This window comes from Actinomycetota bacterium (assembly GCA_040755895.1).
Lineage (GTDB): Bacteria > Actinomycetota > Aquicultoria > Subteraquimicrobiales > Subteraquimicrobiaceae > Subteraquimicrobium.
The window spans coordinates 1-13674 of sequence record JBFMAG010000105.1; the positions used below are offsets into that span (position 1 = coordinate 1).

Annotated in this window: 12 protein-coding genes; 11 read left to right on the forward strand and 1 reads right to left on the reverse strand. The window is 46.1% G+C overall.

The window, feature by feature from the left end:
• From AB1466_04985 to AB1466_05035, 11 genes are all read left to right on the forward strand, one after another.
• Positions 1–644 (forward strand): undecaprenyl-diphosphate phosphatase (locus tag AB1466_04985; GenBank protein MEW6189447.1); only part of this gene is annotated, 644 nt, incomplete at its 5' end.
• A 65-nt stretch (positions 645–709) separates the two neighbouring features.
• Positions 710–2842 (forward strand): DNA translocase FtsK 4TM domain-containing protein, encoded by a 2133-nt coding sequence (locus AB1466_04990; GenBank protein MEW6189448.1) that lies wholly within the window; start codon positions 710–712, stop codon positions 2840–2842.
• A 337-nt stretch (positions 2843–3179) separates the two neighbouring features.
• Positions 3180–3923, forward strand: a complete 744-nt coding sequence (locus AB1466_04995) for a RodZ domain-containing protein (GenBank protein MEW6189449.1) — start codon at positions 3180–3182, stop codon at positions 3921–3923.
• A 301-nt stretch (positions 3924–4224) separates the two neighbouring features.
• The gene (locus AB1466_05000; protein MEW6189450.1) at positions 4225–5952 is read left to right on the forward strand and encodes an ABC-ATPase domain-containing protein; all 1728 of its coding nucleotides are present in this window, start codon (positions 4225–4227) and stop codon (positions 5950–5952) included.
• Positions 5953–6104: 152 nt separating this feature from the next.
• A complete protein-coding gene (locus AB1466_05005) occupies positions 6105–8519 on the forward strand; it encodes an ATP-binding protein (protein MEW6189451.1) in 2415 nt (804 codons plus the stop codon).
• A 244-nt stretch (positions 8520–8763) separates the two neighbouring features.
• Positions 8764–9246: a metallophosphoesterase gene (locus AB1466_05010; GenBank protein ID MEW6189452.1), complete on the forward strand. Its 483-nt coding sequence runs from the start codon at positions 8764–8766 to the stop codon at positions 9244–9246.
• 66 nt (positions 9247–9312) lie between these two features.
• Positions 9313–9882 (forward strand): CDP-diacylglycerol--glycerol-3-phosphate 3-phosphatidyltransferase, encoded by a 570-nt coding sequence (gene pgsA, locus AB1466_05015; protein MEW6189453.1) that lies wholly within the window; start codon positions 9313–9315, stop codon positions 9880–9882.
• 5 nt (positions 9883–9887) lie between these two features.
• On the forward strand, positions 9888–11141 hold the full coding sequence (locus AB1466_05020; protein ID MEW6189454.1) for a competence/damage-inducible protein A: 1254 nt from the start codon (positions 9888–9890) through the stop codon (positions 11139–11141).
• A 2-nt stretch (positions 11142–11143) separates the two neighbouring features.
• The gene (gene thpR / locus AB1466_05025) at positions 11144–11701 is read left to right on the forward strand and encodes an RNA 2',3'-cyclic phosphodiesterase (protein ID MEW6189455.1); all 558 of its coding nucleotides are present in this window, start codon (positions 11144–11146) and stop codon (positions 11699–11701) included.
• A 152-nt stretch (positions 11702–11853) separates the two neighbouring features.
• Positions 11854–12870: a recombinase RecA gene (recA, locus tag AB1466_05030; GenBank protein ID MEW6189456.1), complete on the forward strand. Its 1017-nt coding sequence runs from the start codon at positions 11854–11856 to the stop codon at positions 12868–12870.
• Entirely contained in the window at positions 12836–13375 is a 540-nt protein-coding gene (locus tag AB1466_05035) for a regulatory protein RecX (protein ID MEW6189457.1), read from the forward strand. Before recA ends, AB1466_05035 begins: the two co-directional genes overlap by 35 nt.
• Here the strand turns inward: AB1466_05035 and AB1466_05040 are convergent.
• Positions 13356–13674, reverse strand: a 319-nt coding sequence (locus AB1466_05040; protein MEW6189458.1) for a phasin family protein, incomplete at its 5' end; no start/stop codon positions are given. The two genes, AB1466_05035 and AB1466_05040, sit on opposite strands and share 20 nt — an antisense overlap.

A 13674-nucleotide genomic window follows, 5' to 3' on the forward strand; every position in this document is an offset into this window, starting at 1 on the left:
ACATAGTTAAAATGCTTAAAGCCTATTTTAACATCTTCTCAAAGCGAGGGATGGATAACCCCTGGGAAGATCCCCACGCTCGATTTGGAGTGTTGATCATTGTGGGCACGATCCCCACAGCGATCATCGGATTTGCCTTTAGACCCATCCTTGAGTCCCTATTCAAATCGATCTTAATGGTTTCAAGCATGCTCATCGTCACCGGATGTATCCTGTGGTTGGGACAACGATCCAGAGGGGAAAATCGAGGGCTTCCGGAGATGAAGGTGCTCGATGCCCTATGGGTGGGTTTTGCTCAGGGGATCGCAATAATCCCCGGTATATCTCGTTCTGGTACGACCATCGTCACGGGCTTGAAGTGCGGTTTAAATAGAAAATTGGCGGCGAGGTTTTCCTTCTTGCTTTCCATCCCCGCCGTGGTAGCGGTGAGCATCTTCTACCTAATTAAAGCCACTCAGGTGGTCCCCTCACAATTACCGGTGATGCTTCTAGGAAGTTTGACGGCAGCAATTTCGGGATATATAGCCATAAAAATCGTCCTTAAAACCCTGGAGGAACGAAGATTTGGAATCTTTGCCTGGTACTGTTGGATCATTGGAATAATCGCCATTATCCTTTATTTTCTTTCGCATGTGCGGTCATAAATGCAAAGGTTTTATCAGGTCACGGTAAAAATTATAAATTTGCTTGGTCAAAGGGGAAGAAAACGATGAGAAACCAGAAAATCTCGAAAAAACACCTAGAAGAAATCCATGGAATTTCATTGATCGCTTTCGCCATCCTCCTTATGGTTTGCATCTTAACATCGGCCACGGGAATCACGGGAATTATAGGTCGCTACGTGGTTATTTCTCTGAAATACCTCGTTGGATCGGGAAGGTTCCTCATCCCAATATTCCTGGCCATATGGGGCGTACTCTTCCTTCTACATAGACCCAGGATTAATTTGGAATGGGTAGGATTGGGTCTCGCGCTTTGCTTTGTAAGCATCGTCTCCCTTGCACACCTAAGTACACCAGCTCTAAAGGAATTCGAACCAAAATTTCTGTTTTCCCATGGGGGATTCACGGGTGCCTGTCTTTCCTATGTTCTAAGAATCCTTGTGGGGACAATAAATGCCTATATCCTGCTCTCCGCTCTCCTGATTATCGGAACGGTCTTCTGCACTGGTATCTCCATATCCGATTTATTTTCAAGAGCCGCTGAGAGTTCAAAATTCGTATTATTTACGTTTAAAAAAGCGCTAAGGAAAGCTCGCCCGGAACGAGAACAGATAACGGTATACCCAGAGCCGGAGTTAAAGGAGGAGCCCAAAACGATACATAAGCCAGAGTTGGAAACACCTATCGTAATCAGGCAGGATGCCTTCATGAGAGAAACTACCCGGTTGAGAAAGTCGGAAGAACGATACATTTCATCCGAAATCTATCAGCTTCCGCCACTATCCCTTCTCAAGCGAACTCCTCCAACCAGAGGTCTTCTTTCGAAAAAGAACATAAAGGAGAGTATCCGCATCTTGGAAAGGACTTTACAGAATTTTGATGTTGATGCCACGGTAAATAAAGTCATCAAGGGTCCCACGGTCACCAGATTTGAGATTCAGCTCGCAACTGGAGTAAAAGTTAACCGCGTGTTAAGCTTAGCCGATGATATCGCGTTGGCTTTAGCCACAGCCGACGTGAGAATTTTAGCTCCAATTCCTGGAAAATCCGCCATCGGCATCGAGGTACCCAATCAATATCGCGAGCTAGTGACCCTGGGCGATGTTCTTTCAACCCCCGAAGCCAGAGAGGCGAAGGGGATACTCACCATAGGGGTAGGTAAAGATATCGCGGGGCAACCCGTATTGGCAGACCTCGGCGAAATGCCCCACCTACTCATCGCGGGAGCCACTGGGTCAGGCAAAAGTGTTTGCATAAATAGTCTCCTCACCTCCCTTCTTATGCGAGCTCGGCCCGATGAGGTTAAGATGATACTCATAGATCCAAAACGCATTGAACTTACATCGTTTAGGGACATACCTCACCTCATAACCCCCGTGGTCACTCACTCCAAGCAAGCGGCATCTGTTTTAACCTGGGCTGTAGAGGAGATGGAGGAAAGGTTCAAAACTCTAGCCGAAGTAGGGGCAAGGAACATTGACGGTTACAACGTGAGGGTCAAGGACACGGATAGGGAGCCAATGCCCTATATAGTGATCGTCATCGACGAACTGTCCGATTTGATGATGGTCTCTCCCGGAGAGGTAGAGGATGCCATCTGCCGCATCGCTCAGCTTGCCAGAGCCGTGGGAATTCACCTGGTGATTGCGACCCAGAGGCCATCGGTGGATATAATCACCGGTCTCATAAAAGCCAATATCACATCGCGGATCGCCTTTGCTGTATCCTCCCAGACGGACTCCCGGGTGATCATGGATATGGGAGGAGCGGAGAAACTCGTGGGCAAGGGAGATATGCTTTTCGTCACCGCGGGAAGCAAGCCCAGGCGAATCCAAGGATCCTTCGTAACTGAGCCGGAGATTGAAATGATTACCAACTTTATTAAAAAACAAGCGAAGCCTGAATATAAAACAGAGATACTGGAGGAGCACAGATCGAAGTTGGAATATGATTACGAAGATGGACTCCTGGATCAAGCCATGGAGCTCGTTGTGACCACTGGTCAAGCTTCCATATCCATGCTCCAAAGGCGCCTCCGCGTGGGTTATGCCCGAGCCGCTCGATTAATAGATATGCTCGAGGAAAGAGGTATTGTAGGAGGTTATGAAGGTAGCAAACCGAGAGCGGTGCTCATAACCCTTGAAGAACTCGAGCGGATTAAAAGAGCAAAAGAGCAATAACTTGACTCTTGTCGCTCAACCAATCTCAACCTACAACCTAGATGTATTAATCGCAGACATTGGTTACTCTCCTACATGGTTCACCATCCACGGTTCACAGTAATGTATATCAAAATTAAGCTCATATTCTTGTGGGACGGGTATCCTGGAGAGTGCATCTGCGAGTAGGCTCGCAGCAGCTTGCACTCGGAAGGATGTCTCGAACAATGTAAGTGTTACCATGTGCGTAAACATTACACCCTACAACACTTAACTATTTTCTCCTTAACCTTCCAAGGAAAATTTCTTTGTGATAATTTAAAGTTGAAATGTTATTGGATCGGAAAGGGTGGAAGCCGTGGGCTCTATCGGTGAGGTAATCTCAGAAGCCCGCAGGAAGCAGGGCAAAACCATCAAGGATATGGAGAGAGCAACAAAAATTAGAAGCAGATACCTGGAGGCCATGGAGAATGACAAATTTGATATCCTGCCGGGTAACGTGTATACAAAAGGATTCATTCGAAGTTATGCCACCTGTCTGGGACTCGACCCCATCCCCCTAATCGAACAATATAAGCGAGAGTATGAGGAGCCACCGCCAAAATATGAGGCAAAGACTCCACCCATCATCCCACCCCCGACCAGACATTCTAAAAGGATTGCCCTTGTCACCACCTTGGTCTTGATATTCTTACTAACCATAGGCTTTTTTGGTTGGAGTAGTCTGAAAAGAAAGCCCTTACCTCGTAAAGAAAAAATCCCACCTACGGTTGAGGTGGAAAATAAGGAGGAAAAGACCAAATCAAAGAAAAGCAAAGTTACAACTCCAATACCTCCTTCTCCTCAACCTCCAAAGGAACTTACCATCAAGGTAAGGGTCACGGATGAGAAGGGTTGCTGGCTTAGGATTGTCGTGGACGGAGTGAAAGTTTATGAGGGGACACTCAAAAAAGGCGAGGTTATGAAGTGGAAGGGCAAAGATTCAATCTTCGTTCGAGCCGGCAACGCCAGTGGAGTGGAAATTGAAAAAAATGGCGTGCCAATTGGACCTTTGGGACAGAATCCCGGCATAGCAGAGAGGATCTTCACCGTTCACCAATGACTACCATGGGAGGTTTGACCTCGAGTTTTTACTCGCTCTTTTCCTCTCCTTTTTAAAAAGAGTAGGATCGGCCATTCTTAAGCTCAAAACCCTTAAAATATGTGACTGTGCGCTTCATTTCGGATGTTTCTTCTTCGCCCAGGCCATTCAATTTATTTATCGGTCAACTCGGGTATCGCTTTAGAAATTGCGATGTTTTTGGCCAAGATGTGGTATTTTATTTTAAGTTCAGCGAGTATTAAGATTAAAGGAAATACCCGCTTTAGTAATCATTGGGATCGCTTCAATTTTTGAAATGGAGATGGCACAAGAAAATCTAAAGAAAAAGATCTTGCAAATCGATAAAAAGGGTTATAAAGCTTACAGGATCCTTGCGGGGGTTTACTCCTTTCCAAAATTTAAGCTGTTCATCGACCACGTTCAGGGAGATCCCTTCGCTGCTCCCTCGAAGATAAGGATCCGTGCAGGTCAAGATTTAGCTAAATTTCCACTAGAATATTTTAAAAATGAAGCCAGAAAAACAGCCTTTGAAGATTTCATTGCACGGGGAATAGCCTTGGCAATCTCCCACCACGTTAAGGGAAATAGAGGAACGGGCAAAAGCGGACTTATAGAGATTCAGAAGTGTGGACAGGAGGTACTAAAAAGAACGTCCGTGCTAGCTACCACCGAGTACATTGAGGCCAGGCTTTCAATCGGACTTCCCGCACGAGGAAGGACCATCCTTGGAAAGGAGGCTCTTGAAATGTCCTTCGGGGAGCTTCCCAAAGTGGTTGAGGATTCTCTGTTTTTCGCGAGATACGATCCAGATGCCCTTAAGAACCACGTGGATCTCTACGAAGACCAGGAGTTCCTGCGAAAGAAGCTTGCTGATCGAAGGCTAGTGGCTTTTGTGGCCGATGGCTCCATTCTTCCAAGGGAGTCGGGGATAAGTGACAAACCAATGTCCATAAGAGAAGCGGTACCATTCCATTCACCATCTTCTTTAAGGGTCATCATTTCCTTGCCTCATCGAGGGAAGAGGAGTGGGATGGGGATACCAGAGGGGGTAACTCTCATCGTAGGTGGTGGTTACCATGGAAAAACCACTTTACTTAAGGCCATAGAAAAGGGAGTCTATAATCATATACCAGGAGATGGAAGGGAACTGGTGATAACGAGGGGCGATGCTGTAAAGATCAGAGCCGAGGATGGCCGGAGGATCGAAAAGGTAAATATCAGCCCCTTCATTCAAAATCTTCCCATGGGAAAAAGTACTTCCGCTTTTTGTACCGATGATGCCAGCGGAAGTACCAGTCAAGCTGCAAACATCATGGAGGCTCTGGAGACTGGAACCCGTCTTCTTCTCATAGACGAAGATACCTCCGCAACCAACTTCATGATTCGCGATGAAAGAATGCAGTCGCTCGTGGCCAAAGAGAAGGAACCCATCACCCCATTCATCGACAAGGCGAGACTCCTTTACCATGACCTGGGGATCTCCAGCATCATCGTCATAGGAGGATCTGGAGACTACTTCGATGTCGCTAACACCGTGATCATGATGGACGAGTACAGACCCAGGGATGTAACCCAAAGGGCCAAAGAGATCGCCCGCACCTGGGCAGCCCAGCGAATCTGTGAGGGTGGAACTTCCTTTGGAGAAGTAACCCCCCGCATCCCTTTGAAGACCAGCTTCCAACCCAAAGCTGGCAAAAAAATCAAGGTGAAAGGAGAGGGAAAGAATCTCATTCGCTTTGGTCGACGGAGTATAGATTTAAGCTGCGTGGAGCAGTTGGTGGACGGGTATCAAACCGATGCCATTGCGCAAATTCTTCTGTATATCAGCCAAAATTACATCGATGATAGGCGAACACTGAAAGAGATAATCCAAGTAATCCTACGAGACATAAGCGAAAAAGGGCTGGATATTCTATCCGCCTTCAAAGGTCACCCCGGTGAGTTCGCTCTTCCGAGAGGTTACGAAATAGCAGCAGCCATAAACAGGATGCGTACTCTCAAAGTTAGGGTTAAGACCGAAAAAAATTAAAGTTCTCCGGCTTCAAAGGAGAACAGCGCTAAGTTTGACTTAATGTGGACTTTTATGGCGCTAAAAAGCTAAAATAAGGTGAGTTGAATATTTTTGATGCTTCGAGGATAAATAACCTTCGAGGATAAATAACAAGTGTGAGAGGAGAACAAATGAAACGATTTGAACTACCCCCAGAAAAGCTAAGAAGTTATTGGGATCCAAATCAATTTCCTTTCCAAACCACCGAGGAAATAACCCCATTTGAGGAGACGATCGGTCAAGAAAGGGCAGTTAATGCTCTCGAGTTCGGCATCAATATAAGGAGCCCTGGTTTCAACGTCTATGTAGCCGGTCTTGCGGGAACGGGAAAGGAGTTCACCGTCAAATCCTACCTCCAAAAAATAGCACAAGAGCAAAGGGTACCCTCCGATTGGTGTTACGTATATAATTTTGCGGAACCCCATAAACCCGTGGCCATCGAATTGCCACCGGGGATGGGTCGCACTTTCGCCAAGGACATGGATGAGCTAATCGAGGATTGCAAAACCGAGATATCTAAAGCCTTTGAAAGCGAGGAATATAGGAGGCGCAAGGATGAAATCGTAGGTGAATTTGAATCAAGGAGAGATGCCCTTCTCTCGGAAATGCAAAAAGAAGCGGAAAAACTCAGTTTTAGTGTTAAGCTCACAGCCACTGGGATTCTGACCATCCCCGTACTCAATGGAAAACCCTTGAAGGAAGAGGAATATGAAAAGCTCAGTGAAGAAACGCGCCGAGAAATCGATCAGAAGAGTAAAAAATTAAAGGACGATTTAAATCAAGCGGCAAGAAGGATCAAGGAATTGGAGAAGGAAGCAAGGGAGAAGGTGACAAAGCTCGACAGGCAAGTAGCCCTCTTCGCCTTGGGACATCTCCTAGACGCTCTTAAAGAAAGATATAGAGAATATTCAAGGGTAATTGAGTATCTCGATGCCGTCCAACAAGATATCGTAGAGCATTTGGAAGACTTCAAAGGCGGGGAGAGAAAGCCGGTTATTAGCCTTCCCGGCATTGAATTGCTCCCAAGAGAACCAGCCTTTGAGAGATACAGGGTAAATGTATTGATAAACAATGCGGATACTAAAGGTGCACCCGTTATATTTGAACCAAGTCCCACATACTATAACCTCTTCGGAAGGATTGAATACCAGGTCCAACTCGGTGGGGCACTGGTTACAGACTTCACCAAGATTAGTGGGGGAGCCATCCATCGAGCCAACGGTGGCTATCTGGTTATCAGAGCTTTGGATGTGCTCACGAGCTTCATGGCCTGGGATGCTCTGAAAAGAACCTTGAGGAGTAGACAAGCCATTATAGAAAATATTGGGGAACAATTCAGATTGATCCCAGCTCCGACTCTCAAACCCGAACCCATACCCATTGACGTAAAGGTCGTGATGATCGGACATCCACTCCTCTATTATCTCCTCTACCAATTCGATGAGGATTTTAGGAAGCTCTTTAAGGTTAAAGCGGATTTCGATTTGGAAATGGACCGAACCCCTGAAAATGTGGAGAAATACGCCACCCTCATAAGTCGTTACTGTCACAAGTGGGGATTTCACCACTTCGACCGCTCCGCCGTTGCCAAGGTGGTTGAATATGGATCGCGCCTCGTGGAAGACCAGGAGAAACTGTCAACTCGTTTTATGGACGTGGTCGACATCATCGCCGAGGCCAACTTTTGGGCTGAAAGAGATGGTGATGGATATGTAAGATCGGAGCATGTGGAGAAAGCCATTAGAGAAAAGATTTACCGCTCGAGGATGATAGAGGAGAAAATTCAGGAACTCATCGAAGAGGGGACGATTCTCATAGACACCACTGGAGAAACCATTGGTCAGGTGAATGGGATTTCCCTCGTCAATCTGGGCGATTATGCTTTCGGGAAGCCCACGAGGATCACCGCAAGGACTTATATGGGGAAGGCTGGGGTCGTGAATATTGAAAGAGAAGCTGAGATGAGTGGCCGCATCCACAGCAAAGCGGTGATGATCCTCACCGGTTACCTGGGAGAAAGATATGCAACAGATAAGCCCCTGTCGGTATCGGCATCCGTATGTTTTGAGCAATTATACGAGGAAATCGAAGGAGACAGTGCCTCCAGCGCCGAGCTTTACGCCATTCTCTCAAGCCTTTCCGGTATCCCATTAAAGCAGGGAATTGCCGTGACGGGCTCCGTGAACCAGAGGGGAGAAATTCAACCCGTGGGTGGGATAAATGAGAAAATTGAGGGCTTCTTCCATAGTTGCAAGGCCAAGGGGTTAACTGGAGATCAAGGGGTCATCGTCCCTCATCAGAATGTCAAAAACCTCATGCTCCAAGAAGATATCATCGAGGCGGTGCGCAAGGGTAAATTTCACATTTATGCGGTGAAAACCGTTGACGAAGGAATCGAGATTCTAACCGGATTCGAAGCGGGGGCAAGACGTCCGGATGGAATGTATCCGAAGGGAACCGTAAACCACGCGGTGGATAAGAGACTGCGCGAACTGGCGGAAAAGCTTAAAGGATACGAAGAGGAAAAACCCAAGCGAAGGAAGTAAAAGACTCCTTGAAGAAGAGATCAACGATACTAAATCCGCTCGGAGAGCCATCAAATTCCTAAATCGTGAACCTCTTTTCCATTTAATTGTACTTTGCAAAATTGAAGTTGCACAGCTAAAGTTCACCTTTAAATGAAAAATTCAAAGTGAAAAATGATTGCAGATGCAGTATTTATGGAGATAAAACAGTTATCTAGGAAAGTTGCCGAACTAAAGTCCATTTAAAAGATAAGGAGGTATTGTGATGAGGATAGGCGTTATGGCCGATAGCCATGAAAATATGCCCATGATCGCCAAGGCAGTCGACTTATTCAATGGAAGTAAGGTGGATATCGTGCTTCACGCTGGAGACTTTATTTCACCCATAACTCCCAGGGAATTTAAAAATTTGAGACCAAAACTCATAGGAGTTTTTGGCAACAACGATGGAGATAAATTACTCCTTCAAGAAAAATTTGAAGGTATAGGAGAGATATATGAGGACTATCACGAGATTGAATTAAGCGGCAAAAGAATCGTCTTGATGCATCAACCAAAATTCTTGCCCAGTCTGATGGCTGGGGGAAAATACGATGTAATCATCTATGGTCATACCCATAAGGTCGATGTGCGAGAGGGGGAGCCTTTGGTGGTCAACCCAGGAGAATGCGGTGGATGGCTTACGGGTAAATCCACCGTGGGTATCGTAGATTTGGAGACGATGCGGGCAAAGATTTTTGAGCTGTAAGGAGCTTGATGGGAACTTGAGAAAAGGTATAATGTAAGCCATAAAAAATTCACAACCGAGGATAAGATGAATCTGGCGAATAAAATCACCGTTACAAGGATATTACTCATCCCCCTCTTCATGATCTTCCTCCTCTCTCAAAGGATACAACCCTTCGGATCCTATATTGCTGCGGTTATCTTTACCATCGCTGCCTTCAGCGATACGGTGGATGGTTACGTAGCTCGCTTTCAGAAGAGAGTCACCGTCTTCGGGCAAATTCTGGATCCCCTCGCCGACAAACTTTTAATCTCCGCGGCTTTAATCGCCCTGGTGGAGTTAGCGCGATTATCAGCCTGGATAGCATTGGTGATCATCGCTCGGGAATTTGCCGTCTCGGGCCTCAGGCTCATGGCTGTAGCCGAAAATAAAATCATAGCCCCGAGTTCGCTGGGGAAATTAAAAACTCTTTCTCAAATCATCGCCGTCATCGCAATCATTCTCAACCTCCCGATCTTTATAGCCGGCAAGTCTCTGGGGTGGGTACTTATGGCCATCGCCGTTGTTTTCACCATCATCTCAGGAATGGAGTATTTCATAAAAGCCAAGGGTATCTTAGAAATTTCGTTTCTATCAAATTCACCTCTTGGGAAGTAAGGCAAATGGATTGCAGAATCATCGCCGTGGGAACGGAACTCGTTCTTGGACTGACTACCGATATTAACTCACCTTACATCGCTCGATTCCTTGCAGAGAACGGGGTTTCTTCTCAACAACATCAGGTGGTTCCCGATGATGTGGACGAAATCGCCCATGCCATCCTGGACGGACTTCAACATTCCGATGCTCTCATCATAACCGGCGGGTTAGGGCCCACATTTGATGATGTTACTCGAGAGGCTCTATCGAAGGCCGCAAAAAGAGAGCTCGTATTCGATCCCAAGCTCGCCGAAATCTTAAAGGAAAGATTCCCACACCATAAACCCATGCCCGAGTTTATTCTGCGTCAGGCATATCTTCCAGAGGGAGCCATTCCCATAAATCCAACTCTGGGAACGGCACCCGGGATCGTTCTGGAAATTGAAGATAAGATCATCTTCGCTTTGCCCGGCGTGCTCGATGAAATGAAAGTCATGTTGAAGGACAAGGTCATCCCACTCCTAAGAAAAAGGGTTCGTGAAAAGGCGATCCTTATTAAGGTCATAAAGACCTGTGGTATTAGCGAAGCGTCGTTGCAAGAGAGGTTAGAAGATATCATTGCCAGGTATGAAAATTTAAACATCAGGATATTAGTCCATCTCGAAGAAGTTCACATCTTGCTCATGGCTGAGGGAGATATAAGAGCCGTGGAAGAATTGATCTCCAATGTCAAAGATGAAATAACCCATCGACTTGGGAAATTGGTTTATGGTTTCGATGAAGATACCTTGGAAAAAGTCGTGGGCAAACTTTTGCGGAAACATGAGCTCAAGTTGGCCGTCGCCGAGTCCTGTACCGGAGGGTTACTTTCCGATCGATTCACCAACATTCCAGGGAGTTCCGATTACTTTTGGGCAGGAATAATACCTTATAGCACCGAAATGAAAAGAGAGTTAATAAGAGTCCCAAGCCAGGTTCTCCTGGAACACGGTACGGTGAGTTCATTCACTGCGCAGGCAATGGCGGATGGTGCTCGTTTGATTGCAGAAGCTAACATTGGATTGGGAATCACAGGAATTGCTGGTCCCACAGGAGGTACTCCTGAAAAGCCCGTTGGTCTGACCTTTATAGCCTTGTCCACAAAAACAACTCGCTTTTGTAAAAGATTCATATTTACTGGCTCAAGAGAGGTAATTAAATTCAAGGCTTCACAACAAGCTCTGAATTTGCTTCGGCTCTTTCTCTTAGAGAGATTCGAAGAAGGTGAGGTATCATAGCGATGCTTAGATTATTCATTGCCGTTGAGCTCCCTCCAGATTTACAACGCAAACTATCGTCGGTTAAAAATGAGATGAAAAAGGTGAAGGACGCGAAATGGGTCGAACCTCAAAATCTCCATCTTACCTTAAAATTTCTGGGCAACTGTTCCGAGGAAAAAGTGTCTACGATCATCGAAAGCGTTGCCTCGTGTGTAAAAAATGCGAAGCCCTTTGCATTTAAGTTAAATGGGCTGGGCTGCTTCCCATCCAATAAAAGAGCCAGGGTCTTTTGGATTGGGATAAAAGAAGGGGAAGAAGATCTGATCAAGCTACAGCAATTTGTGGAGGAAGCCTTAAAACCTTTGGGATTTAAAAAAGAGGAAAGGGCATTCCATGCCCACGTCACTTTGGCTAGGCTAAGAAGACCTCAGGACATGCGCTTAGGTATAGCGAGCATTGAAACAGAGGAGTTTTCCACTCCATTTATACAAGTAAAGAGCATAACCCTCTTCCAAAGCCGGCTCACTCCCAGTGGACCCATATACAGTGAAATTGCAAAAATCCCCTTAAAGGGTTGATTACGAACAAATGTTCGTTTAAAATATCAGTCAGGAATCGAAAGTTAAGCTGGCTTGGTTAGAAAATCTTGACTCTTAACTGAAGGGTAAATGAATGGATGATTCGACCGAAGATCAGTTGACTGAATTACAATTGTGAAGGAGGGCAAAAATTGGATCGAGAAAAGGTTTTGGGTATCACCAGAGAACAGATCGAAAGGAAATATGGTAAGGGTTCAATAATGAGATTGGGAGAGCATCCGGCTCGAATGGACGTGGATGTAATCCCCACGGGTGCCCTTGCCCTGGATATCGCACTGGGAATTGGAGGTATCCCTAGGGGGAGGATAGTGGAAATATTCGGACCGGAGGCTTCTGGCAAGACCACCTTGGGTTTGCAAATCATAGCCGAGGCTCAGAAAAAAGGTGGATTGGCTGCCTTCATCGATGCCGAACACGCCCTAGATCCAACCTACGCTCAAAATTTAGGGGTGGACATCGATAACCTTTTCATCTCCCAACCAGATACGGGGGAACAAGCTCTGGAAATCGCAGAAATGCTCGTTCGAAGCGGAGCTTTAGATATAGTGGTTGTGGACTCCGTGGCCGCCCTCGTCCCTCGAGCTGAAATTGAGGGTGAGATGGGCGATGCCTACGTTGGTCTCCAAGCTCGGTTGATGTCCCAGGCTCTTCGAAAACTCGCAGGGTCCATAAGTAAATCCCACACCACAGCCATTTTCATTAACCAATTAAGGGAAAAGATAGGGGTACTCTTCGGCAACCCCGAGGTAACGCCCGGGGGGCGAGCTCTCAAATTTTATTCCTCGGTGAGGATCGATATCCGCAGGATCGATTCCATAAAACAGGGCACGGAGGTTATGGGCAACAGGGTCAAGGTCAAAGTCGTCAAGAATAAACTCGCACCCCCATTCAAGCAGGCGGAATTCGACATCCTTTATGGAAAAGGTATTTCTCACGAGGGAAGCATTTTAGATTTAGGGACCGAGAGTGGCATCGTCTTGAAGAGTGGGGCCTGGTATACCTACAATGGAGAGCGCTTGGGACAAGGGAGAGAAGGGGCAAAGCAATATCTACGAGAGCATCCTGAAATTGCTTCACAAATAGAGAAACAGATCAGGGAAAAATTAGGTCTCGTTGAAAGAAAGACCGAAAAGGACAAGGGAAATTAGAGAGATCATGCGTCAGGGGGATGGAACTAAAGCTTTAAACTATGCTCTGAAACTACTTGAATACAGGGCAAGGAGCACTTACGAGATAAAGGATCGCCTTCTTAGGAAGGGTTATGGGCAAGAAACCATCGATTTTGTAGTCGCGAAATTAAAAGATCTTGGGTTTTTGGATGATATTACCTTCACCAAGAATTTAATAAACGATAGAATCCACAATAAAAATTACGGCAAAAAAAGGATCCAAACTGAGCTTATCTCAAGGGGAATATGTGCTGAATTAATCGAAGAGGAATTGAACGAACTCTACAAGGAGGATGAGGTAAAAAGGGCCTCAAGCTTAGCCCAAAGAAGATTGCCCCGCTATTATGGTTTGGATTCCGTCGTCGCTTATCGACGTTTAAGCCAGTTTCTACTGCGCAGAGGTTTTTCCCACGCCACCGTGAGGGAAATCTGTACTGGACTCCTCAAATCTTTTCCAGCGAAACCTAGGACTTTTCCACCTTAGCTTCCATCTTCTTGATTCTCTCTTCAAGTCTTTGGATATCCTCTTTGGAAGCCAAACCCAGATCGGCGAGTACCTTATGAACCTCCTTGCGGATGCTCTTTTTTAGTTCCTGCCTCTCTTTTTCAGCCTTTTTCGCCAGCTCAGAAACTAACTTCTTGGCTTCTTCTCCCTTCACTTCTCCCGTTTCGCTTAACTTCTTCACCATCTCTTCCGCTTTCTCCTTGGTCAACCAGGCTATGCCCACTCCAAAATAAAAAATCTTCTTCAATAAATCCAGCATTCTAATCACCCCCAATTCC